The 25,596-nt window shown below is 49.7% G+C and carries 12 protein-coding genes; 11 read left to right on the top strand and 1 reads right to left on the bottom strand.

Features of this window, described 5'->3' with window-relative positions:
* Positions 1-75 precede the first annotated feature (75 nt).
* From SH580_RS03430 to SH580_RS03380, 11 genes are all read left to right on the top strand, one after another.
* The gene (locus SH580_RS03430) at positions 76-1,086 is read left to right on the top strand and encodes a LacI family DNA-binding transcriptional regulator (RefSeq protein ID WP_319833613.1); all 1,011 of its coding nucleotides are present in this window, start codon (positions 76-78) and stop codon (positions 1,084-1,086) included.
* A gap of 338 nt (positions 1,087-1,424) precedes the next feature.
* Entirely contained in the window at positions 1,425-3,560 is a 2,136-nt protein-coding gene (locus SH580_RS03425; protein WP_319833612.1) for an alpha-L-fucosidase, read from the top strand.
* Positions 3,561-3,653: 93 nt separating this feature from the next.
* Positions 3,654-5,450 (top strand): beta strand repeat-containing protein, encoded by a 1,797-nt coding sequence (locus SH580_RS03420; RefSeq protein ID WP_319833611.1) that lies wholly within the window; start codon positions 3,654-3,656, stop codon positions 5,448-5,450.
* A gap of 303 nt (positions 5,451-5,753) precedes the next feature.
* Entirely contained in the window at positions 5,754-7,340 is a 1,587-nt protein-coding gene (locus SH580_RS03415) for a polysaccharide deacetylase family protein (protein WP_319833610.1), read from the top strand.
* Between the two features lie 175 nt (positions 7,341-7,515).
* The gene (locus SH580_RS03410) at positions 7,516-11,679 is read left to right on the top strand and encodes a carbohydrate-binding protein (protein ID WP_319833609.1); all 4,164 of its coding nucleotides are present in this window, start codon (positions 7,516-7,518) and stop codon (positions 11,677-11,679) included.
* Between the two features lie 38 nt (positions 11,680-11,717).
* Positions 11,718-14,051, top strand: a complete 2,334-nt coding sequence (locus SH580_RS03405; protein WP_319833608.1) for a sialate O-acetylesterase — start codon at positions 11,718-11,720, stop codon at positions 14,049-14,051.
* A gap of 49 nt (positions 14,052-14,100) precedes the next feature.
* Positions 14,101-19,008, top strand: coding sequence for a hypothetical protein (locus SH580_RS03400; RefSeq protein WP_319833607.1), 4,908 nt, complete (start codon positions 14,101-14,103; stop codon positions 19,006-19,008).
* A gap of 193 nt (positions 19,009-19,201) precedes the next feature.
* Complete coding sequence (locus tag SH580_RS03395) at positions 19,202-20,077, top strand: hypothetical protein (protein ID WP_319833606.1); 876 nt, start codon at positions 19,202-19,204, stop codon at positions 20,075-20,077.
* Between the two features lie 24 nt (positions 20,078-20,101).
* Entirely contained in the window at positions 20,102-21,502 is a 1,401-nt protein-coding gene (locus SH580_RS03390) for a family 4 glycosyl hydrolase (protein WP_319833605.1), read from the top strand.
* 2 nt (positions 21,503-21,504) lie between these two features.
* Positions 21,505-23,262 carry an FAD-dependent oxidoreductase gene (locus SH580_RS03385; protein ID WP_319833604.1) on the top strand — a complete coding sequence of 586 codons (1,758 nt, stop codon included), beginning with the start codon at positions 21,505-21,507 and terminating at the stop codon, positions 23,260-23,262.
* Positions 23,263-23,279: 17 nt separating this feature from the next.
* Positions 23,280-24,659: an enolase C-terminal domain-like protein gene (locus SH580_RS03380; RefSeq protein ID WP_319833603.1), complete on the top strand. Its 1,380-nt coding sequence runs from the start codon at positions 23,280-23,282 to the stop codon at positions 24,657-24,659.
* Positions 24,660-24,704: 45 nt separating this feature from the next.
* Here the strand turns inward: SH580_RS03380 and SH580_RS03375 are convergent, their stop codons facing one another.
* Positions 24,705-25,574 (bottom strand): alpha/beta hydrolase, encoded by an 870-nt coding sequence (locus SH580_RS03375; RefSeq protein ID WP_319833602.1) that lies wholly within the window; start codon positions 25,572-25,574, stop codon positions 24,705-24,707.
* Positions 25,575-25,596: the final 22 nt, after the last annotated feature.

The following is a 25,596-nucleotide window of genomic DNA, read 5'->3' as shown; positions in this document are numbered from 1 at the left end:
CGAGGGTGCTTGAAGCTTAGATCATAAGATAGTCGCAGGCTTGTATTTGCGAAATGATGAGTCTATTCTGTGGCTATGAGTATTTCGCAGACAAAGTTAGCACAGCAATTGGGGGTCTCTCGCTCTGCTGTGAGTCACGTTTTAAACGGTCGTGAGCATATGGTCGGTGAAGAGACACGTGAACGGATTTTGGCTGCGATCCGTGAGAGTGGTTATCATAAGAACGCTTTGGTTCGTGCGCTTAAAGCGAATCGTACGGACATTATTGGAATTATCGTGCCCGAAACCTCGATGTCATTTTTTAATAGTATCATCCGAGGTGTGGAGATGGAGGCGCAACTGAATGGGCTGCGATGCTTGCTGTGTCAAAGTTACCATGAGATTTGCACTCTAGAACAGCATATCAGTGCACTGCGGGAATATCGAGTGGATGGTCTGGTCATTGGTCCCAGTAGCTCCAACATTGATGATCGCATCTTTCGCACTTTGCAGGAGCATCGAGTTCCTTTTGTTTTATTTGATAATCCACTGGAAAATTTGAAAACAGCGTTTGTTGGCACGGAGAATGTGGTGGCTGGACGAATGGCGGCGGAGCATTTGTTGGAATTGGGCCACCGTAAGATTGCATGCATCAAAGGCTATATGGATAGCGAGCCGGCCCGTGGGAGGTTGCAGGGGTATTTGGAAGCGATGGATGCTGCGGGCATTGAAGTGCGACCCGAATGGGTTCTGGATGGAGGCTTTAGCTTTGAGGATGGAGTTGCTGCAATTGATCAATTGCGATCGAATCAGGTGGATTTTTCGGCTGTAGTCGCGGCTTCCGACCATGTTGCTTTTGGTGCGATCAATGCACTGGTACGTCATGGTTTGCGTGTGCCTCAGGATGTCTCGGTAGTCGGCTGCGGTAATTTGGATCTAGCAGGTATGTTTATGCCTTCACTGACAACGGTCGATCAGGATCCGCTTGACGTGGGCCGTCAAGCTCTGCGTCTGTTAGTCGGACAGATTAAGAAGAAGAAACTTTCTTCCAAGGCGATTACGATTCAACCAAAGTTGGTCTGTCGCGATAGTACGGCACCGCTTTGAGTCGAGCGCGATTTTGCATATTTCAGACCTTAGAAAACGGCCGCCATTCTAGTCTTGTTGTATGCAAGATAAAGTGGGGCTCTAATGAGGATGTGGGCTGCAATACTTGTTCGCTTTAGAATGGAATAGTCTCTCTGAAATTTAGGTTAATCTCAACTTGACCTGGGTATCTATTATATGATAGTAGTTTTGATTTATATCATATGATATTGTTTATGGTTTCGCTGTAGTGCATGCCCTTCGACTTAATTTTTAACATTTCAAGCTCACAGCTAAATCGCAAATTGATGCCTAGAACGGACAAGGAAAATATATCACCACGAGCGGCTACAAATTTGATGGAACATTCAGATGTGTCTGTTTTGCCGCAGTCAAATTCGCGGCGTTTTGAATGGTTTAATGAGGCACGATTTGGCATGTTCGTGCACTATGGCTTGTACTCGATTTTGGGTAGAGGTGAGTGGGCGATGTTATGGGAAGAGATTCCTACCGAGACTTATAATCGTTTGGCGCATCAATTTGATGCGAGGGCATTTGATGCGGACGCTTTGGTGGATGTCGCTAAACGAGCGGGCGCTGGGTATGTAGTTTTTGGCGCACGACACCATGAGGGGTTTTGTCTTTGGGACACTCAGACGACCGATTTTAACAGTGTGCGAACGGCCGCGAAGCGAGATTTAGTTGCAGAAGTGACTCAGGCGTGTCGGCGGGCTGGTCTACGAGTTGGTATCTATTATTCAGTGATGAGCTGGCAGTGGCCTGCGATTCATGTCGCCCCTTCTCAAGCACCTGATGAGTGGGAGCAAATGGTCAATGAGACGCATGAGCAAGTCCGCGAGTTGCTCACTCACTATGGTCAGGTCGACTATTTGTGGTATGATGGGTGCGTCGTGCCTGGCTTAGGGGATGCCGGGATTCGGGCTCGGGTTTGGCGTGCGGAGGAGTTGCATGCCATGGCACGTCAGTTACAGCCGGGCATCTTGATTAATGATCGCGCTGCGCTACCGGAAGATATCACGACTCCGGAGCAATATATTGCACCGCCGATTGCGGGGCGTGGATGGGAGGCGTGTATGACAGTGGGCGAGCATTGGGGGTGGTGTCCCGAGGATACTAAGTTGAAGTCGGTCGATACTCTTTTGGATCATTTGATCCATTGTGCCCGCTTTGGTGGCAATTTCCTATTGAATATCGCGCCGCAGGGGGATGGGACTTTGCCTGTCGAGCAGATTGCTTGTTTTGAGGCAATTGGGGATTGGATGGCTGTTAATTCTGCGGCGATTTTAAATACTGAGCGTACGCTGTATACGGAGGCGGAGCATCTAATTGGGCCTGCGACGGGTGCGGGGGATATATTGTATTTTCACATTAAGGATTGGACTGAGCAGGCTTTTAAAATTGCCGGAATACATCAACAAATATTACGAGCTCATGTTTTGGGGCAGGATGGCGGCATCGCATGTGAATTCGTTCAAGCTCACGATGGTACTGCGGTGATTCGACTTGTCGGTGATTCGGCAGCAGGGGTGATGCTGGCAGGTCCACGGGTTTTGGCGATTCAACTGGCGGATGGGATTCCTGATAACTTGCCGCCATCATTATTAATTGAGCGTGACACGGGGCGTCATGGGGTGCCAGAGGCCATGGTTCATCTGTTGGAGGAGAGGCAAGCTGCAGCGAATTCGCAAGTGCTCGAATTTTCGGCTCCAGCTTGGGGGCTGTATGATTTAGAAATATCCGTTCTGGCCGAACGTTCCGGAGAATTGAAGGCGCAACTTGATGGGGTGGTTTGGGATGAAGACTTATTCATTGAATGTGGACATTATCCGGTTAAATTGTGCCTGACTGGGATTCGTTTGGATCAGGGGGAGCATGTGCTTCAATTGACTCAGCTTGAATTTGGATCCTTTGAAATCGACCGTTGGCGTTTGCAAGCACGTTGGAGAACCTTGGGGCCTGGCTGTTGGCTGACTGCTGGACCCTTTCCGTTCTTTTATAGCACGGTCAATGGCACGGATGCTCAAGTTAAGCAGGCATTCCAGCAAAAACTGCCAATCGAGACAGAGGACTTTAGCGAGCAAGCTGTATTTACCGGGGTGGATGGATGTTTAATTACTTGGCGTTCGAATCCAAACTTAGAAGGTGAGACGGTTAATTTGGCGGCTTTGTCTGAAGTCGAATCCGCTGGGTTGGCATATGCTAGAACCGTCATTAATGTTCTGGCCGACTGCCTGGTAGAGGTGCTGATTGGTTGTGATTGGTGGTGTAATCTTTATGTGAATGGGCATTTGGTTGAATCTGAGCGTGACTCGCTGGCGGTCGAGCGCGATGGAGCCCAGTTTAATGGATGGAAGCCTTCGCTTGCCCAAATCAAACTGCAAGCTGGCGAGAATGTCTTACTATTTAAATGCCATCCGGGTAGCACTGATAACTGGTTTACCTTTCGAATTAATGAAATTATAGATTTATTTTAACAAAATTTTGATCGTAATCGTTAGCTTCAGTAAATATTTCTTGACGCATTTTAATATCATATGATAGGTATTTGTCTCGCTCTACTCAAAATTATGAAAAATACACCCCAAACCTACCTTGGTCTTCGGACTACCAGTGGATACATTCTATCGGCTGTTACTGTTTCTTTAATCACATCCTTGTCCGCACATGCGGATGTCATTAGTTGGGATGGTGATACGTCTGTTACTTGGACGGATGGCGATAATTGGTCGGGCGGTGTGGCCCCGGCAGACAGCTTGCTGACCGATATTGCTCGTTTTGATGTCGGTAGCTATGGTGGTAGCACTTATGCGCCAAATGTCGGTACGACTAGTGTGTATGGAATTCAGATTGGTTCGGCGAATGGTAATTTTACTATGGATGGGGCGACGCTTTCGCTGGGTGGAGGAGGAATTGTCCAGGATAGTGGAGCAGACTTTACTTACATTTCGGTGGCCACGCTTGACGTGGGGGATCGTGCGCAGGCATGGACAAATAATGCGGCCAATAATTTAACAATAAACAGTCAAATATCTGGGAGTGCCGATTTGACGTTCGATGGTGCTGGAAGTGTGACGTTGGCGAATTCATCGAGTGGAACTACCTACACGGGAAACGTTGTTGTGTCGCAGGGACGCTTAGACGTAACTGGGGGGGCCTTTGGGGCGGATAATGATGTTTCGCTTGCTTCTGGTGCGGTGCTTGGTCTTGGGAACCCCGGTGTGACTCTTGGAGGGCTCAATGACTATGCTGGAGGCGGTGGTACGGTGGGAATGATTGTAAACAATAATCGTCCCATTACCTTGGCTGGTGATTCCAGCTATAGCTTTAGTGGAGTGATTCAGGATTCTATTGGCAGCACGACAGGAAAGGTCGCCTTGGTCGTGGGGAATGGCTCTACGAGTATGACGCAGACGCTGAGTGGTGAGAATACGTATTCCTTGGGGACCTCAATTAAGAACGGTGCGGTCCTCAATGTTCACAGCTCCAGTGCTCTGGGCGCGGGAGACGGTACGTCCACGACCGGCTTAACGATCGACAATGGCGGCACGCTGCGACTTCACGGCGGCATCAACATTGCCAATGAGCGTACGACGCTTTCTGGCGACGGCTTGAGCGGCGGCGGCGGGGATGGTGCGATCGTCAATGTTAGCGGCGATAACACCTTTGGTGGTCAGCTGCTTTTCGGCAATGTTGTTACAGGTACTCGCATTAATTCTGAGTCTGGAACTCTTAACTTAAGCAACACTGGTGCAGTTTCAGTAGCCAATGGTCGCTCTTTGTATCTTGGTGGTGCAGGTGATGGTATTCTTGCAGGTTCGCTCGATAGCGGAGGCAGCGGCCGTATTTATAAGGATGGTGCTGGTACTTGGACCATCTCTGGCAATAATGATGCCCTGTATGGTACTTTTGTGAACGAGGGGACTCTAGTTGTAGACGGCTCGGTGAGTGCCAATATTTCGGTGGCTTCTGGAGCGACTTTGGCGGGTGTCGGAAGTGCTGGCACGACGCTTACCTTCTCGGATGGTTCTGCATTTGAATACGATTTTGCTAAGAGTGGTTTTCTCGATGCGGGAACAACGGCTACGATTGGTTCAGGTGTAAACCTGAATTTTGTAGGTGTTGCGACGGGCTTAAGTATCAATGATACCATTACGATTGTCGCTGCAGGCACCTCGTTGTCGGGCGTCTTTGCGAATCTTGCGGACGGTGCGACGGTGACCTCCGGAGATTATGAATTTCAGGCAAGTTATGGCTCTGATAATCTAGAACTGACTGTGCTCTCTGTGATTCCAGAACCAACAACATTCGCAATGCTTCTAGGGCTCGCAGTTGGCATGTTTGCTGTGACTCGTCGTCGTTCGTAGTTAATTGCGTCTAATTGATATGGTTTTTAGCGTTTTCTTGGGCGGTAAATTCGCCTAAGATCTTAAATTACTGCCAAGCACTCAGATCATGAGTGCTTGGCTTTTTTATGTGTCTTTAACTAAAAGAAAATTCCTATGAGTGAAAAAAGAAAAAGAGATAGGGAAGTCTTCCGGAGAGCCGCGGTTTTCGTCTGCGGACTACTTCCAGTCTTTGCGCAAGCTGACATATCGCCCGCTCGATCAAGCAATTCGAACGATTTACTACCTCCGGGCTTTTGCCGGCAAGTCATCGATATCGAAGGAATGGCTTCCCCTGAGCTGGAAACTCTTCCATTGCCGAAGGGGGCCAACTGGGCGATTTCCACCCGTTGGGATGATGGGCCACAGGCAGATATCAAAATGGCGGACCTGCTGGAGAAACATGGATTCAAAGGTTCCTTCTACGTCATGACTGGAAGGAAGCCGAATACCTTCGAGCGCGACCTTTTGACGCGCGGCCACACCGTGCAGTCTCATTCGATCACTCATAGCCGTCTCTCCTGTATCGCTCCGGCTCAAACCTGGCGTGAAATGCTGCTTCCACGGATTGATTTGGAATGCCGTTTGGATCGACCGGTAAACTGTTTTGCTTATCCGAGCAATTCGCAGGCGAGTGCATTTGATCCAGATGCCCGGGGACGGTTGTACCAAATGTTGCTTCGCGCAGGCTATCATCATGTTCCTGTGCGGCGGAATGAGAAGGACTCGGAAATTTCCGGGGCGAATGTCCTGCCCGCTGACGGGAATCCGGTGGACGAAGCTTTTCAAAAATTTTACAGTGATCCTGACTTACAGGCTTTTGAGCCGAATATTACCTGGGCGTATCACGCCAATACCCACGCGAGAAAAAACACCTGGGAGTTGCTAGGGAAACAACTGGAGGCCCACGCGCATCTCGAGGATGCCTGGTATTGTCGTCAGGATGAATATGCGGCATATCGAATTCAGTTTACTCGTGCCCATTTGTCTCCTATCGGTGCAGAAGCTTTTTCACTGCTCCGCCCGGGCCCCGCGCTGGCAGGGGCTGAAGTGCCGTTAGAACTCCGTTTGAACGGAAGCCCAGGGCAAGTTGCGCCGGTGGTGAAGGTCGATGGGCGCCCTGTTGAGTTAATCCCCTTGCCGTTGGGGGGCTGGCGGTTTGCAGTGCCTTGGCCTGAGGAAGAGGGGGTCCCTCGCTTGATTGGGGCAGAAGATTTTCCGTGGTTGAAAGGCACGCTGGCTGTGTCTGGAGATCAAAAAACGCTCTCTTTTCAAATGGAGAATGCAGGAGCAGAGTCCATTCGAGAGGTTCGGATGACATGGCGTTTGCCTCCGCTTTTTAACGCTGGTAAGGAGTGGCAAGTGATTGGAGATTTGGCGTCCAGTGGCGTTTGGAGTGAAGAGATAACGCTGGCACCGCAACCTACGGGCTATAACCAATTGGGTGGGGCGCTTCCGTTGGCGGTTCAGGTTGATTTTCGTTTGGAAGATGGCACGTTCGGGCGCGTGTATTTTCTGACCGAAGAAACTTTTAACACCCCTGATGGTCCGGAGAATCATTTGCAGGACCATGTGGTTCTGGCAGTGAAGGAAGGGGATCTGGGATTTGAACCCGCAACGTTGAGCCATCCCGATGGCGGTAGATGTCCCGGCCCCGGGATCGCATTGTTGACAGAGCTGGAAAGCAATGGCACGAAAACTGTTGAATTTAAGGCCCGTGGTCTACAAGAAATCCTGCTCAATGGGGATCGGGTGGAAAATGGGCATTTAGATTTGCGCCCCGGAACCAATACGCTGCGTTTGTTACCTGCAAAACATGATTTTTGGTTCTCCTTGACGCCCCCCGAATTGGCTAAATTTAAGCGGCCGTGATCTCTATTCCTTAAGCATGTCTTCGCCTAAGATCTTAAATTACTGCCAAGCATTCAGATCGTGAGTGCTTGGCTTTTTTTGTGCCTTTAACTAAATCTTGGTTGACACTTCTATCATATGATAGAATTTTATGTCTATCAGCTTATATATCATGATCCGTACCCCTTTTATTTTCATGTCAGTTATAGCTAGTTGCCTACTACTAGCTAAATCGTCACACGCTAATGAGGCCACGCCTCGTGCTTTCAGCATCGGTGGTCCGCTCCTGGAGTATGATCGTGGGGATATTCACTTTAGTCGACCTTGGAAGGATTCAGGCAAGGGATCCATTCCTGCCTCTCAATGGGCAGAGTATGATTTTGAGGTAAGTGCCGATGGCTGGTATGGTTTGTATTTTGAGCAATTACCCAATTACGCGCGACAGGTTTATATTGATGGAGAGCGGGTGGAACTTTCCTTTGGTGAAAGCCCCAAGTCGGCGGCTGAGTTGTTAGAAATTCCCGTATCATCTGTTACCAGTGAAGGTTGGACCAAGAGCGCTAACTTAAACTTGCTGGCTGGGAAGCATACTATGCGTTTACAGCGAAATGGGCGGATGGGCCATCCCAGTGGTATGCCACGCTCTTGGGAAATTCGCAAGGCGAGCGATGCGGCTAAGGACCGTTTGAAGGCGGAAGTGGTCGGGCATCGTGAGTTGCGTCTTGGTGAGCCTTTGAGAATGTCATTTACCGCAGGCGCGGGGCCTGCTTCGGCGTATGAGGTGCATCGAGTCAACCTAATGACCGATTTTACGGACGTCGTCGGGCTTGTGTCGTTTCCTGAAAGTGAATCTTTTGTTTCGAAGGATGTTGAGATTCCAACGGAGCTGGAAGGCGTCTACCAGCTGGTGGTGAAAGCCGAAGGTGAAATTTTAGATACAGGGGCATTTCCTTCAGTGACTTATTTTGTGGTGGATACGGCCTCGAAGAATGCCGATCACAGCGATCAAGATGCCACGCAATCATTGATCGCTGAGATTGATTGTGTGGGGAATACAATCAACGGTGATCCTGTTCAAATCGGAGAGAATTTCTGGGAAGCGAATGGTGCGACGAATGTCGTGGACAGTGGGGCGGGTGAGTATCGGGAAAGTGGTAATGGCTTGGGGCCGGAAGTGAACCCGCATCCAGTGCAATTTGCCGAAAACTTTTCTGGCTTTGCTTATCTGGTGAATGTTCCGAATCCGGGACAGCCGCTCATCATTGAGATTGACCATCCGGATGATGATTGGCGTTCCGTTTGTGTGTCGATTACCGATGTCTTGGACCCTGACAAGAATGTGGGCTATTTACCTCCCGCGTATGCTTATGAGACTGGTGGTTATCTACCACTTTCAAAAGAGATGTTGACGGAGAAGATCGTCTTTTGGCCCAACGGGAAGCAAGTTCATATCGGGCTGACCAGTTCACGCATTGGCCAACGTGCGGGGGCTGCAGCGATACGTATTTATGAAGTTGAGGGCCAGTTGCCAGCGCAATCGGTCGTAGCGAGCGGGCGTGTAAATGCCTTGTACATGGAAGAGATCAAGCGCTGGAATACGCATTTTAATACGCCCAAAACTGCTCCTAAAGCAGTGCAAGATTATATCGGCCTACAGCGTACCATGCAGTGGTGTGCCTATATTGGGGTGAACGCCTTTTGGCCCAATGCAACTGCTTATCAAGAGGCGACTTATGATTCTACTGAGTTGGGCGGGTATTTACTACAGTCGTATAGCTCACCGCGTTTGAGTGCCTTGCTATGTGAAAAGTATGGCATGGACTATGTGGCGGAGATTTTCTTGGCCAAACAGCGCTATTTTAATCAAGTCGTAATGACGCAAGGAGCGGAACATCCACAGGACTTGTATACCGTCAACTGGTGGGGCTTTAGTGCGGGGACAGCTGAGACCCCGAGTGCACTGATGCCTACTTGGAATATTTTGCATCCTCAGGTGCAGGAGAAACTTATCGCAATTTATGGTGAGTTAGCTGATCAGATTAGCGATACTTCTTCGTTTCTAGGCATGGCGGGGCGTATTGAACCATGGAATTGGGATGGGCTGTATGGCTTAACCAGTTTGAATTGGGGCTATGAAGACTGGACTATGCGAGAATTTACTAAAGACACTGGGATCGTGGTGCCGGGAGCATTGGATGACCCGAAACGTTTCGAGACGCGTTTCCGCTACCTGACTGCGCCTGCGATGAAAGAGCGCTGGGTGGAATGGCGTAAAGTGCGAGTGACTGATTTCTTGACGCGTTTGAGTGAACGCATTCGGGAAGACAATGAGGATGCGATACTCTTCTTGTGCGGTAATGCTTATCTGGATAGTGCGCACTTCCCAAGTTTGTCAGATTCTATGGTCGAACGCCTGGATGGCATGGGCATCGATGCGGAAGTTTTAGCTGATAATGATCACATTGCGTTACTGCCGACCGGGGGCTATGGACGTGGTAAATCCCGCACATACCTAGAAGATCAGGAAAGTTACGATGTGTTTTCGGATGTGGATTATATTGCTATCGGACGAAGCGGTGTAAATGCCTTTTCGGAGTTTGGCAGATATCAAGAATGGGGGAGAGAGTTTCCGCTTGCTAAGTTGGGAATGCCGCTCAAGCGCTGGTGGTACTGTTCCGGTTCCGATGCCGCGGGGCGTAATGGCCTCGAACGCTTGTCTACGGTACTTGCGGAGCAAGACACCATGATCATCAGAGACGGGGGCTATCCCATGCTGTATGGGCGCCGCGATTATTTTTCAGATTGGATGGCTGATTATTCGCACTTGCCGCGAGCACCTTTTACGCCCGTTGAATTTGCACGCGATCCAGTTGCCGTGTGGGAACGTCAGGAAGCAGATCGCTATTTATTTTATGTCGTCAATCGAGAACAATACCCTGTTACTCTCGAACTTGATTTCAAAGGGGCGAGTGAAGTGCTGCGCCTTAGTCGTCAGCAGACGATCGAGCTAGAAGATGGCGTGCTACGTTTAGAATTAGAGCCCTACGAGTTGCGCTCCTTCTCCGCGCTTGCGGGGGCTGATATTGTCGCAGGAAATACCATCGTTCCCGAGGAACGGCTTGATTTTCTACGTTCACGTTTAGCTTATGCGCAAGAGCTTGAATCAAAAATGACATCATCCGATTTCATTGATACATTCAGCTTGGATGAGCGGACTGCCTATGCCAGTGTTTTGGATGACGCGTGGGAGTCGTACCAGGATCAAGCATACTGGCGCACACGAACCTTTCTGAGCTCGGCATCCATGATGGCTGTGTATGAGAAGCTTGGTAGTTACCCGCAGGATCAAGTCCGGGCACGTTTCCCAATGATCTTGATGAATACATTAAGTGGTCGTTTTGAGGCGGATCGACCTTTTCTAAGTGCGGTGGATTTACAGCCAGCGGTTAAGTCCGACACGCCCGCCGCGCTAGTGCCTTCGGAAGAGTTCAATTCTAATTGGAAATTTGATCAAGTATTGGTCAATTCCAGCGATACTTTAACGCTGGAAATCGATATTCCAGTTTCGGGTTATTATGACTTGAGCGTTGGTTTTGTCGGTGATCGTAATTGCGTGATGCCTGTTTCCGTGGATGGTCAGCGTTTGGCGGTGCCTTTGACTGTGACAGTGGCGAATGAGCCGAGCAAAGTTGTTTTTCCTCGCATGTATTTGGAGGCAGGCGCCGTTGATTTCACTATCCTAGGATCCGGGAATTATGGTCTTTATGCCTGGATTTTGGCACCTGTCTTACAACCTTTGCCGACTACATTATGGTCGACCGTTGGTCCATTTAAGTCCAGTTGGACGCCACACTTGCGTGGTGAGACCAATTCGAATGCCTTGTTGCAGGGAGCTAGTAAGGTGTATCCACCACAAGCAGACCCCTCGATCGATGCGGTATACCAGAATGAATATGGCAATGAATTGCGTTGGCAGCAAACCGATGAAGTCGTAGGCTCTCATGAGTTTGAGGGCGTCAATTTCTCACAGCGCAGTGGCATTACCGCTTTGGATTTCGGCTTTGCGCAGACTTTCATTAACAGCCCGAAGGAGCAGGAGGTGATCTTTTACCTGGGCACAGACTGGTGGGCGAATGCCTACTTGAACGGGGAGCAATTGCGGCCTGAAGGTGATTTGAAGGAGCAGCAGGCGACCGGTATGTGGTACACACGTTGGAAGCCTAAGCCAGTAAAAGTGACATTAAAGCAGGGGGAGAACCGATTGCTGGTTAAAAATCAGGGCGGTAGTATGCAAATTTGGTTTACGGGGTTCATGACGATTCCCGGAGATCTATCATTCTCACCAGTCCCGCAGAAATAGTGAATACACTCGTATTGATATCACGTCCTATAACAAATATGAAACATCTACTTTTATTACTAAGCCTCATGGCGACCTCGATGCTTTGCGTCCATGCAGCTGATAGTGTTACGTCTATTGTACGTGATGGTTGGAGCTATGATCGCAATGACTTTTATAGGACAGACGCGGAGATGGAGCTGAATCGGAAGCAGAATAAAGGTCTGTGGACACCAGGTTGGGCTGAGTATGATTTCGAGATTGTTGAGGCTGGCTGGTATGAGTTGTGGCTGGGGGGCTGCCCTCCAGAATGGCCGCGTGATATCTATATCGACGGAGACGTCGTCACACGCTTGCAGCTGGCATATGGCCAGGATAAGTTGGATTCCGGACCACGGGATGGCGTGCGATTTAAAGAGGCCAATCTATATCTGAGCAAAGGTAGTCATTACATACGTTTTCAGCGTTATGGTTTTCCCGGGGTATTACCTTCTATCTGGGAATTGCGCCCCTCGGATCAAAGTGCCGGTGCGCGTTTACGTGCAGTGATCGATGACAGTCGCATACAGGCGCCTAAGTCGAAATTAAATATTCGGCTTCAAGCAGGCACTCAAGAACACGCGATTGCATACGACTTATACTGGAAAAATGAAAAGACGGATGAAGTCACATTTGCGAGTCAGGTCGAGTTTTCCGCAAATCAAGCATTTGTAGAGAAATCCGTGCAGTTTGTTATGCCTGAAGCGGGTCTCTATTCACTCCAGGCTAAAGTTGCCGACGAGTGGTTACGGCCTGCTGATTTGAAGGCTGGATTTTTTATTTCCGGAGACCTTGCCAAAGAAACGGCTCCATTGGAACCAGATTTCAATGTCGCAGGAGTCTTTGCAAATGGTGGCGTGCTGCAGCAAGGTGAGCCCATGCCGGTTTGGGGGATGGGCTTTCCAGGAGAAGAAGTTGTGGTGACTCTGGCTGAGCAGCAGCAAGTCACTCAGGTTGATGCAGAGGGCTATTGGGAAGTGATATTCGAACCACTGCGAGTAGAAGATGCGCCAGTAGAGCTTCGCGTCGAATCGGAAGGTCACAAGGCTGTGCGTGTGAAGGATTTAGTGGTTGGGGATGTGTGGCTGCTGTCGGGGCAATCCAACATGGGGGGCAGTGTGCTCTCTGCTGCCAGTGAAGAAGTTTTGGAGGAGGCGAATAATCCAAATGTTCGATTGGCATATGTTTTTGATCGTGGTGTCGATCGTGCCGGCAAACCATGGACAAAAGGGCTTTTCTGGAAGCAGGCTGTCTCGGGCGGCGATGCACAGAACCTGAAACAGTGGAACGCGATCCCTTTTGCATTCGGTATGGAAGTGGGGCAGGCGTTGAACTATCCCATTGGATTGGTGAACGCCAACCGTGGTGGTACCATGATTTCTAATTGGATCAGTCGTGAAGCACATCGCAGCATACCATCCTTGCAAGTGCTGCTGGATGTGGAACGTGAGTATACTGAGCAGCGTGTGCCGGAACTATTGCATATCAACAAGCTCTATGGGCAAGTCACGAAGTGGAAGCGTGAGAGCGCTAAAGCAGAAGCTAATGGCACTGCACCGCCGCGTGAGCCCAACATTGTGGCAAGCACCCGCTCACGCGATGGGATCGCGTTGAACTATGATAGTTTGATCCAGCCATTAGGCAGGCTTCCAATCAAAGGCGTTCTATGGTACCAAGGCGAAAGCGACTCACAGGTCGCCGCCGCTTACAGTGAGCGCTTTAAAGTGTTAGTCGAAAATTGGAGAAGCTTATTTGGCAATGAAACTTTGCCATTCCTATACGTTCAAATCGCCTATGGAACAGGAAAGCTGTATACGGGTGAACCCGTGGAAGATGTCGGGTCTGAGTTGAAGTCGCAGCAGCTAAAGTCACTCTCCGAAGTGCCTTATACTGCGATGGTGGTGACTAATGATTTAATGACGCCTGCGGATGATGTGCATTATCGTAATAAGCTGCCGGTGGGCCAGCGTTTAGCCTGGGCGGCATTGGCCACTGTCTATAAGATGGGTACACCCAAGTTAAGCCCCATTTATAAATCTCAGCAGATTGAGGATGGTGCGATCCGGTTGTCTTTTGATCATACGGCGGGTAGCTTGCATGCATCGGGCGGAGATTCCTTGCAGGGCTTTACTATCGCTGGTCGCGATCAAAAGTGGGTCCATGCAAATGCAGTGATTGAGGGCGATACTGTGCTCGTCTCTAGTCCTGAAGTGAGTGATCCAGTTGCAGTTCGTTATTCGTGGTTCCCTCAACCCAGTGGAGCCAATCTAGTCAATAAGCATGGACTACCAGCGCCTGTTTTTCGCACTGATGACTGGGAATTGACCACCGAAGGCATTTATTGGAAGCAATAATATTCATAGAATCTGCCTCAATTTCTCCATAATACCTCGCGAACCTCTTATGATGAATCGTCTATTGCTTCAAACGGCAGCATGCATTACCCTATTTCTTTTCTGTGGGCAATTGCCAGCAGCTGAATCATTCGAAATTAAACGTGAAGGCTGGAGTTATTCCAATTCACATTTACAATGGCCTAGTTGGAGCAAACCTGAGGAGTTGAAGGCAGAAGGGAAGCTCAATCAGGCTTCTGGGTGGGCGGAGTATGATATCGAGATTCCTGAAGATGCTTGGTATGAGATGTGGTTTAACGGAATGCCCATAGAATGGCCACGCAATGTAATCATTGATGGCGAGACTGTGTTGTGGCATTCTGTTTCGACCAAGGCGGATGTCGTTGATAAAGTCATTGGCTTCAAAGAAGCCAATTTTTGGCTGAGTGCGGGGAGGCATACCATCCGATTCCATCGTGTGACTTGGCCTGGAGATCTGCCAGATAGTTGGAGAATTCGCAAAGCAGAGGATGCGACTGGGACGATACGTTATCTATCAGGCGAGCGCATTTCACATGCTGGCGAACAAGTGCCTTTTACCTTTCTGGGCGGTAGTAGTGTCGCAAGCCATTATCAATTGCAGTTCCGGAACCGTGAGACTGGGGCTTTGTTTCCCGCTGGGGAACTTCAGTTTGCCGCGGTTGCCGAACCGGTAGAAAAGCAAGTTGAGTTAACCATGCCTCCCGAGGGTGTGTATGATCTGGTGGGGCAGGCGAATGGCATCGATTTATTACCGGCGGATTTAAAGGCCGGCACATTTGTGATTGTAGATCCACAGGGGGTGGACAAGCCGCCTGCAGAATTAACGGTGAGCCCTGTGATTTCTATTGATTGTAGTGCAGAGTATCCAGCTGGGCAATTTTGGGAAAAGGATGGGGCAACTCGTGTTGTGGAAACCGATTTCGGAAGCTATCGCGAATCTTCTGGTGAAGGCAATGATGGGGATGGCTACTGGGGGCTGGATGGTTTTTCGTATAAATTCAGTTTGCCAGAGGTGCAACGTCTATACCGGATCACGGTCACATATCCAGACGATGATCGCCGGAGTATGGGCTTCTGGGTCAACGACGGTTCAGGAAAAGGTAATTTAGCTTTGAGCGTGGCGAATACGGGGGGAGTGGAAACCGGAGACCAGTATCCACTGACAATGAGCATGCAAACGCACCAAGCCTTCTTCTATGCGAAAGCAAAAGATGAAGTGGTGGTTGCCGTGCTAAACTTGGTTCCCGGAATGAAGGCTGCCGCAGCAAGTATTCAGATCGACTTGGTTGAATCTGGATTGCCTGCGGCTCCACTGGGAGAGACGCGTGGTCGCAGTCTTGGATTTTACTTCGAAGAAAATGGCCGCTGGTTGAAGTTTTTTGGCGGTCTATCGGGGGATATTCGCCAAGATTTGAATGCCTTTAATCGATGGGGAGAGTGGAACCGCCATATCGGTGCCAATCTCATGTTTCCGACCATTAATGTGTATCAGGGAAACCACTATCCGAGTCGAATCCTGGACGGGTATTTCAGTCGTCCAGACAATGAGGTTCGCTTAGGTGCTCTGGTTGCGGAGAAGTTTAACGAGAAGTTTTTGCCAGAGTTTCATATCACAGGGCAAAAGTGGTTTGAGAAGCATGTGATCGGGATTTGGGAAGAGGAATCGAAGGAAAATGGGAAGACCGTCAAAGAGGTGAAATTTAGAGATGATGATGTCAAAGACATGATCATCCGGGATCGCCGTGGTAAGTATAAACATTCATGGGAGCCCTATGTATTTAATGCATTACATCCCAAAGTGCAGCAGCTGTACATTGATATCTTGGGGGAATTGGCCGACACTTTGGGCGATGTAGACTCTTTTACCGGTATTTCATCGCGTATGATGTTTACTTGGCAGTGGCAGGGCTGGAATGCTTTGCCAAATTATAATTGGGGCTATGATGATTGGACCATTTCGTATTTTGAAAGCGATACGGGCATGCAAGTGCCAGGCGATGCGGAAGATCCAAATCGATTTGCTGAACGTTATAATTTCCTGATGGGAGCTGCCCGGGAGCGCTGGGTGCAATGGCGTTGCGATAAGATTTACGACTATCACCAAAGGATCTTAGCGCGCATTCAGCAGGCGAAACCCGATGCAAAACTTTACTTGAATTGGTTCGGTTTGGATAGTCGGCATGCGCTGAGTACCGACATTCTCCAGCAAATGCGCGAAGTTGGTATGGATTGGGAACGTTATGCAAAGCAGAGTGAGATTGTCATTATTCCGCCTAGTCAAGGATACGGTCGTCGTTTTTCGATACCCGTCAGCGATGCATCCAAAGCTGACCGCTTGCATGATGAATCATTGAAAGAAGTCGGCCGTATGGATGGACGCGCTTATGCGCTCTATAGTTCCTATTATGAAGTCAATCGCAACTTGGATTGGTCTGAGTTGGGAGGAGAGCCATACTCGGCATTCGATTCGTGTATGCCTTCGGGCTTGAATGAGCGTGGTATGTACGCGCAAGCGATGGCAAACTCAGATGTTCGTTTTTTCGTAAACGGCGGGAGTGGCTGGATATTTGGCACCCCGTCTTTACTGCAACCATTCATGCGGGAGTTTCGCTCGCTGCCGGATGTGCCTTTTGAGCCATCGGAGCTCGCGCGCGATCCAGTTGCGATTTGGACTCATCGCGATGAGCAAGGCGTGCTGTGGTTTTATTTGGTCAATCGTTTAAACGTGAAGGTTCAGACCTCACTTACTGTGGGCGATGCAAGCATCTATTCGGCCTCAAGTGGTGATTCCGTCAATGTCTCTGCCAAGTCCATGGACTTGGAATTAGAGCCGTTTATGATGTATGCATTTCGCTCTCCGGATTGTGAAGGACTGGGGGCCTTGGACATCAGGTTGCCGGAAGGATATGTGGAGGACTTGCAGCCAATCATTGAATTTGCGAAAGACTTGCGTGAAGATTTAATTTCCAAACTAATCGCGCCAGAGCTCTCGCAGGAAGATTATTTAGCCATGTTGGCTTGTTTGGATGCGTCTATCAGCGCTTTCGAAAAAGGAGAGTATTGGAAAGCGCGTGGACTACTTGAACGTGAAGTTGCCGTGCAGGTGTATTATCTAAGTGGACGTTACCCGCCTGGGCTTTGGCAGCGTAGTGAGAATCATGGCGTGCCTGAGTTGACCACGGATCGTCCCCGCCTCGAAGAAGCCGTGGTGACTGATACTTGGCGAGCGTCTTCTATAAATGACATTGCATATGATGCAGAGGGACGCCTCTGGGTGAGTGCGGATCAGCAGGTCGGGGAGTTCGTTGCCGATGATGATTTTCGACTGCTTTCACTATACCGGCCTTATAGTATGTATGTCGGGGATCTTCGTAAATCGACTTTGAAACCTTCTCGTAAGCTCGGAAATGTATCGAATCTCGTCGCTGCGGGGGAAGGGGAGATTCTATTACAGGAGGGCCTGAATCGTCCCTTGTTGGTTGAGTCGAGTCATGGGCGTTTAATGCCGCTTGCGAATAAGGAATTTAATGTCCCAGGGGGCGCGATGATACTGTGTGCTTATGGCACGGACCAAGTCTTACTTAAATATCATACCTCCGGGCAGCATGCTGTGTATGTCTATACGATGGACGGGCTTTATCAGAGGAAACTCATCGATGGCAATGTTTCCGCAGCCTGTGTTGGTGATGACGGGAGGATCTTCGTCGCACTTGCTAAGGATTTATTGATACTATCAGCTGATGGAGATGAAATTCAGCGCTTGGAACTTGAGCGCGGATTGAGCCAGTTAGCATTTAATGCGGAAAAGAAACTGCTAGTCGGCGGGTATGAACGTTCAGATCAGCTTCAGGCTTTTGTGTTGAATGAGCGGGGAGCATGGGAGACCGTATGGAAGCAATCTGTCGATGCGGTTATCGCGGCGCTGGAATTTGCACCCGATGGTCAATTGACGGTTGCTTATCAGGATGACCGTGCGGGGGCTGCCATTCGTAAGTATGCCGTGAGCGACAACAGTCTGGGGGCATCGATTGATCTCATGCACACCTTAGCACAAGATGCGGCCTCCATTGTGACTAACGACACACAATTGAAACCGTATGGGGGGGATCTGTACTTCTTGTCCAATGGGAAGCTCATGCGCTTAACGCCAGGTGAGACTGATCGAGTTGAAGTCGCCTTTGACCCTGAATTTAAAGATGGGCAACTCGCATTTGAATCTTTCGCTTTCGCAGCTAATGGAGATTTATATATTAGCTCCAACTGGAATGCACGCGTTCGCGGTATCAACCTGTTTGTATGCAAGCTGACCGACGAAGGTTGGGCGGCACCGGTGCAGCTAAATGAGGGGCGTCCATTATGGGAGGGCGGGTATTTTTATGCGTCTGATCTCGCTGTCATGGATGATGGTAAAGTCGTCCTACGCTTAAAGAATCCTGATGCAAAAAATAATAGTAATGTATCTTTGTATAAATGGTCGCCCGATTCGGCACCCGAACTATTTATTAGTATGGATGATTCATCTGACTCCAGCTACGGCTTAGCGAAGCTGGAGGATGGTGGGCTCTTGGTAGCCGGTGGATCGTCTCGTATTGTAACTCGTCTCGCTGCCGATGGCACGGCTGTTTGGGAGACGCATCGTGCGAAAAGTTCACCTCCAGGCTACACCGACTTGAGGAATCCACTGGGGATTACCGTTGATAGTGCCGGGGTGGTTTGGTGCACCGATCCGACACGGAATCATATTCTAAAATTCGACGCGACTGGAGAACTCTTGGGCGCATTTGACTTGAATCAGGGGCTAGCTGGAAATGAGCGTACGTATTTATTTTCTCAGCCTTCGGGCATCGCCGCCATCAAGGATGTAAATGGTCGGGAGTGGATCTATGTAGTCGATAGTGCCAATCGGCGGTTAGTTAAATGGGCCGTCGAGCCTTAAGCCTGAGTGAATTGATTTTAATTTATTGGATCAACAACTCTCGTGCCCAACCAACATCATGACGCTTAATTCCGTTCCAATGCAGCTTGTTCGTTTATTCTGTTTTTTTTCCTGCTTCCTTACTTGCGCTTGCCAGGTATTCTCTGAGTTTGAAGTACGACACCAGGCCGTACATGTCTTAGACAATGGAGTCTTGACTGTCGAAGTGATGGATCCAAATGCGGTCGATCCTTACTATCAAGGATTACGTTTTTCTCCCATTGCGAATGTGCTTCGGGTCGTCATGGATGGGCATGATTATCTCTATAGTCCTGTGGAGCATAACCCGATCAAGCACAATGGTGGTTTGGCGATGGAGTTTGATTTGGCATACCGGCAAGGTGAGTTTGGTCCTCCGGGCTACGATGATGCGAAGGTGGGGGATGCTTTTATGAAAGTCGGCGTGGGCACATTGCGACGCGGGAGAGAAGATCCGTATCGCTTTTTTGATAATTATGAAGTCATCGAGCTTGCGCAAACCAGTGTGGAGTGGCAGTCCACCAGTGCGGTGTTTCGGCAGGTGTTGCCAGTGGTGAACGGTTATGGCTACTCACTTGAGTCGAGTGTGGAGCTTGAGGGGCATCGTGTTATTATTACACACCAATTAACCAATACGGGCACCCACTCCTTCTCGACACGGAATTATGCCCATAATTTTATACATTTTGATGATGTTACGACCGCGGTGGGATATCAGCTGAAACTACCCTTTGATGTACCCGCTGATATCCCTAAGCCTGCAATCGAACAGGAGGGGGGCTTACTCTCTGTAGTTAGTGAGATCACTCCGAAAATGAAAGCAGCTGATGCCTTTATAGATGAATTACCTGAGTCTTATTCAGGAGCGTTACAGTTGGTGCATTCTGCGTCTTCATTGTCTGTTGGGATCGAGACGACACCCCAGGCATCGAAGATTATAATGCATGTAAACCCATTGTATATCTGCCCCGAGCAATTTATAAACTTGGAGCTTGCTTCAGGAGAGACCGTGCAATGGAGCCGAGCTTACAGCTTTTATAGCAATCTGTAGAATAAAATTTAACAATAGAATATTATGAAAGTTTGTTTTTTTGGTGGAGGAGCATTGCGCTTATTCGGAGTCATACGAGCTGCGATGGCGGATGTTGGAGTGCTCGATAATGGAGAGGTTTTTCTCTATGATTTAGACCTGACACGCGCGGAGGCGATGGGGCGCATGCTGTTGAAGACGCCAGAGAGAGCGCGAGCAAATTGCCAGATTCGTTGGGGCAACTCGCTGGACGAGGCATTGTTGGGGGCTGATATGGTTGGAGTGATTCTACCCGCGAGTGCTCCCAAGTCCTACATGTTGGGGCATCATGAGTCTTTTGATCGTGGCTTTATCAGTTCGGATAACATTTCGCCCAATGGTGCGGTTTCGGCGGTGAAAATTGCTCCTGTGCTGATGAATCTTGCGCGGCGTATGGAAGTCCAGTGCCCGAACGCTTGGTTGATCAATTTCGTAAATCCGATCGCAGTGCTCTCTGCGATGGTGAATAATCATACGAAGATTCGCTGCCTTGGTGTCTGTGCGGGGTTTACTAACCACTTGTCGGACATCTCACGTATCTTTGGTGAAGACCAGGAGGCGGAAGATTTGGTGGTGGATTGTGCGGGAGTGAATCACCTGAGTTATATCATTGATGGACAGTGGCAGGGGGAGCCCATTTTGGAAGCACTGAATCGTCATATCGATGATAATTGGAAGATGTGCGAGCTGCAACCATGGTGGGATTCATTTGCGCGAGACAATATCACTAACAGTGTGACCACCTTAGTGAAGTTATGGCGGAAGTATGGAGTGATGGTTTTCTCATCGGAAGGAGATGGCTTGGCTCATCTGATGTATGACGATGCTCTAGTGAATTGTAGGAAGCATAACCCGAATCGAACCGTTGCCGAGGTGGAGGCAGCTATTCAATCCAATCGAAAGGTGCGTCAGAACATGGATAATAAGTTCCAGCAATATCTCGACCGAGAATTGGACGACGATTTTTGGGAAAATCATTGGAAAGAAGACAGCACTTTCCGTCGTCAGGATCAGAATATATTTGTTCGTATTATGGCCGCGATTGCAGGCGTGCGCGAAATGCGCTTAGCCACCTCGCGACCGAATGAAGGTGCCATCGCAGGCATACGAGACGACCAGTGTGTTGAATATTCGCAGGTATTGATTGGAGAGAAAATCGCATCGGCGAATGATCAGCCACTACAAATTCCTGATGTGGCGATGGGGATGACATCTGCGCTAGCCTCGCACCAGACTATGCTAGGTAATGCTCTGGCCTTAGAAGATCCTGTTATGCTGGCACGTGCCTTATTGACCTATCCGGTTCGTCCTTTCAGCCGTGATCTCAGTGAATTATACCAAAGTTTATTTAAATTGGCGGGGGATGAAATTCACCCCACGTATCAGCAAGCTGTTCAATATTTATAGATATGAAAACCATTCAAGTTGAAGCAGAGTTTTGCGTCGTCGGGGGAGGGCTGGCTGGACTATGTGCGGCGGTGGCTGCGGCTCGTCACGGCACAAAAACTGTGCTTGTGCATGATCGTCCCGTTTTAGGTGGCAACGCATCCAGTGAAATTCGAGTGCCTGTTCAGGGAGCATATGGCTCGTGGGATCGCAGTGTGCGTGAGACGGGAATTATTGAAGAAATAATGCTGGAGACGCTCTATCGTAATCCCAGCGGTAATTGGCAGATGTGGGATTTAGCGATGCATGGCATTGCGAAGGCTGAGCCAAACCTAACCCTACTTTTGAATTGCTCCTGCACCGAGGCCAAGGCCAGCGAAGGGCGTCTGGAATCATTGAGAGCATGGCAATCGACTACCCAAACATGGTTTGAGGTGTCCGCTCAGGTCTTTGCGGATTGTTCCGGAGATAGCATTTTGTCGTCCTTTGCCGGCGCTGAAATGCGTGATGGTCGTGAGGCGGCAGCTGAATTTGATGAGCCTCTGGCGCCCGATGTCGCGAGTTCAACTAAGATGGGGATGAGCCTCATTTTTGTCTGGCGCGATCTGGGGAGTCCGCAGCGCTTTATGCCGCCGACATGGATTCATACTTTCCATAATGATGAGGAAGCGCCGAAGCATGTAGAAAAAATTAATCTGAAGCCGGTCAGCGGGGCCAATGGTTTCTTTGTCGAGTTGGGTGGTGAAGACGATACCATTCACGACTCTGAGGAGATCAAAGAGGAGTTACTGAATCTGGGACTCGGACTCATCGATCACTATAAAAATCAAGGCGAGCACGGTGCTGAGAATCTAGCCTTGGAGTGGTTTGGATTTCTGCCCGGAAAGCGGGAGAGCTTACGCTATGTCGGGGATCACATGTTGCGTCAGAGTGATGTGCAGCAGCCGAATGCATTCGAAGATATCGTCGCTTATGGTGGATGGCCCATTGATGATCATGATTCCAAAGGCTCCTTGAGAAAAGGCGAATATTCTCATGATTGGTTTAAAGTAAATTGCCCTTATGGCATTCCATTTCGTTCTTTATATTCGAAGAACGTTGAGAATTTGATGATGGCAGGGCGCAATATCAGCGCGACACACATTGCGCTGTGCACTACGCGGGTGATGGCCACTTGTGCGCTCTTAGGGCAAGCGATCGGAACGGCGGCTTCGTTGAGCATCCGGGAAGCTTGCACGCCACGTGAATGTGGGCAACTACACATAGAAGAACTACAGGCGAGCTTACAAGCCGACGACTGCTGGTTACCTGGGCTTGCGCGTGCGATTCCCGAACCTTCACGCTCCGCAAGTCTTCTGGCGTCCTCAGGGGATGCGGAGCTGTTACGCAATGGCCATGATCGCGAGTATGAAGATCGGGGGGAGGTGAATGCATGGATCGCAGCGAAGGGGGCATGGGTTGAGTATCGTTTCGAATCGCCGCAGCAGTTGTCGCAAGCACGTATCGTTTTTGACAGTAACCTTAAACGCAAATGGGCGAACATGCCTTTGTGGTATCCCAGAGATGGCTGGGATATTAAGCCTGAGCCGACACTAGTTCGGGGCTTTCGTATCATGGCGGAAAACGAGTCGAGTGAGTGGCAGGAAGTCGCCTGTGAGACCGATAGTTTTCAGCGTTTGGTTCGACTTAGTTTGGATGTTGAGACGAAGGCAATTCGCCTGATCATTGATGAAACTTGGGGGCATGATAGCGTTAAAGTCTTTGCCTGGGATGTCTCCTGATTCAAAGCCGTACTGTTATGCAAATTACTAAGATACAAGTTTATTTCCTACCTGTTAAAACGCGCACGCCGTATCAGTTTGGCAAGGAGACGATGTCTGAGGTGGTTTGTGCGCGAGTGGCATTGACAGTTGAGGACCCTGTAACGAAAAAGACAGCGCAAGGTTGGGGGGAGACGCCCCTGAGTGTGCAGTGGGTGTGGCCGGGGGCGATTTCCTTTGCGGCGCGTGAGTCCGCGCTGCAAGCGTTTACTTGTCAGGTCGCTCAAGCATGGAGTGAGTCCGATCTAGTGGGGCATCCTTTCGAGATGGGCTATGAGTTTATTGAAACGCGTTTGCCTGAATTGCGGGCCGCGTTCAATGACGAGCGTGAGAGCGAACAGCAATTACCACAGTTAGCGGCCCTCGTGTGTGCCTCGGCATTTGATATCGCACTCTATGATGCCTATGGGAATTTGCACGAGGTCGGCGTTTACGATTGCTTAGACCAAGAGCACTTAAGTCAGGATCTATCGCACTACTTGGAACCCGATGCCAAAGGTGTTTCCTTTGCCGGATTGTACCCCGCCGATTTTTTAGTTCATCCAGCCGCACGAATGCCCGCATGGCACTCAGTGGGCGGAACTGACCCCATTGATGCTGCTGAGTTAACTGGAAGTGAGCCAGACGATGCCTATCCAGTTTTACTGCGTGATTGGATTCTGCGTGATCAGTTGACATGTTTAAAAGTGAAGTTGCGTGGACATGACGCGGAGTGGGACTTTCAACGTTTAGTCGCGATTGGACACTTAGGTATGGAACTGGGAGTGCGCTGGCTCTGTGCGGATTATAATTGCACGGCTCCGGATGCGGCATATGTGAATGCAATGCTGGACAAGCTACGAGTCGATGCGCCACGTGTGTATGGGATGTTACTTTATGTCGAGCAGCCCTTTCCATATGAACTGGAAGAGCACCCGATCGATGTGCATTCGATCGCAGCACGCAAGCCACTGTTCATGGACGAGAGTGCCCACGATTGGCGTATGGTTCGGCTTGGGCGTCAGCTCGGATGGAACAATGTAGCCCTTAAAACCTGTAAGACGCAAACGGGCGCATTACTGTCATTGTGTTGGGCGAAGGCGCACGGCATGACCTTGATGGTACAGGATCTAACGAACCCGATGCTGGCGATGATCCCACATGCGCAATTGGCTGCACACGCAGGCACGATCATGGGGCTGGAGTCGAATGCGCCTCAGTTTTATCCAGATGCATCCTTACCGGAAGCTGCCGTCCATCCGGGCTTGTATGCTCGCCGTGATGGTCAAATTGATTTGTCTACGCTTACAGGTTCTGGGTTTGGCTATCGAATCGATGAAATGGAACGCGACCTCCCATCGCCGGATTTTGAAGCATAAAGTATGCTGCGGCATCCTATTTTTGTTTTTGAATGTGTTGAGGAGTTATTGGGGCATCGCATTGTCGCGGTTTTCGATGAATCCGATTGAGAGAAGAAATTGTGCCATCACTTCCTTGGTGATGGGCCGGTATTTGGGCTTTTTAAAATAGAATCCGTGCGTTTGCCCTTCGTAGATGAGTAAGTCACAGCGGCGACCATTTTCCTGCATCCGTTGCTGAAATGCTTCGCATGCTGCAGGCTTACTTGCGCCATCTTCGGATCCGACGAGAATGATCGTCGGGGGGGTGTTTTCCGAGATGTTGTGCAGGGGAGAAAAGTCTTTCCAGTATTTGACGACTCGATTGTGTGCGAATGCATTGGGCCCCGGTCCGTTGTCGATGACTGGATTGAACAGCACGAGTGCGTTGGGTCGGCAGTCGATGCTCAGGTCGTCGCTCGGATCATTGAATCCGGTAGCTGTGGCGGTGGCTGCGGCCATTTGCCCGCCTGCCGAACCCCCACCAGCTGCAATGCGGTTTGGGTCGACTCCAAGTGCACTGGCGTGACTGCGAACCCAGCGGATGGCAGATTTTGCGTCGGTGACGCATTCAGCAGGGCTCGTTCCGTCGCTACCACGCAATCGATATTTCGCTGAGATTGCAACCATGCCTCGTTCCGCCAAATACTGACACTGAGGGTAGAAACGGTTCGGATCGCCGCTATTCCAGGCACCCCCGTGAAAGAAGACAATCGCTGCCCGGGCCTCGGCAGGTTGATGACCTTTCGGATAAAAAATATGTAGCTCGAAGTCTTTTTCGCCGATTGTTTTATAGACTCGAGTTTGGTCTGGCTGGGGGCCGGAGGAGAGCGCAAACCCTATGTGAGCGATCGAGATTAGACACAGGTAAGCGCATGTGATTAATGGTCGTGGCATATTGAAGTTGATTTAAATATTA

Origin of the sequence: Coraliomargarita algicola (assembly GCF_033878955.1) — a bacterium.
Lineage (GTDB): Bacteria > Verrucomicrobiota > Verrucomicrobiia > Opitutales > Coraliomargaritaceae > Thalassobacterium > Thalassobacterium algicola.
The sequence above is the reverse complement of the archived record's forward strand: the minus strand, read 5'-3'. Positions and strand labels throughout refer to the sequence as shown.

What these genes read in the sequence shown, in the direction of transcription:
- SH580_RS03430 (WP_319833613.1), top strand. Translation starts at nt 76, where the DNA reads ATGAGTATTTCGCAGACAAAGTTAGCACAGCAATTGGGGGTCTCTCGC.
- SH580_RS03425 (WP_319833612.1), top strand. Translation starts at nt 1,425, where the DNA reads ATGGAACATTCAGATGTGTCTGTTTTGCCGCAGTCAAATTCGCGGCGT.
- SH580_RS03420 (WP_319833611.1), top strand. Translation starts at nt 3,654, where the DNA reads ATGAAAAATACACCCCAAACCTACCTTGGTCTTCGGACTACCAGTGGA.
- SH580_RS03415 (WP_319833610.1), top strand. Translation starts at nt 5,754, where the DNA reads ATGGCTTCCCCTGAGCTGGAAACTCTTCCATTGCCGAAGGGGGCCAAC.
- SH580_RS03410 (WP_319833609.1), top strand. Translation starts at nt 7,516, where the DNA reads ATGTCAGTTATAGCTAGTTGCCTACTACTAGCTAAATCGTCACACGCT.
- SH580_RS03405 (WP_319833608.1), top strand. Translation starts at nt 11,718, where the DNA reads ATGAAACATCTACTTTTATTACTAAGCCTCATGGCGACCTCGATGCTT.
- SH580_RS03400 (WP_319833607.1), top strand. Translation starts at nt 14,101, where the DNA reads ATGATGAATCGTCTATTGCTTCAAACGGCAGCATGCATTACCCTATTT.
- SH580_RS03390 (WP_319833605.1), top strand. Translation starts at nt 20,102, where the DNA reads ATGAAAGTTTGTTTTTTTGGTGGAGGAGCATTGCGCTTATTCGGAGTC.
- SH580_RS03385 (WP_319833604.1), top strand. Translation starts at nt 21,505, where the DNA reads ATGAAAACCATTCAAGTTGAAGCAGAGTTTTGCGTCGTCGGGGGAGGG.
- SH580_RS03380 (WP_319833603.1), top strand. Translation starts at nt 23,280, where the DNA reads ATGCAAATTACTAAGATACAAGTTTATTTCCTACCTGTTAAAACGCGC.
- SH580_RS03375 (WP_319833602.1), bottom strand. Translation starts at nt 25,574, where the DNA reads ATGCCACGACCATTAATCACATGCGCTTACCTGTGTCTAATCTCGATC.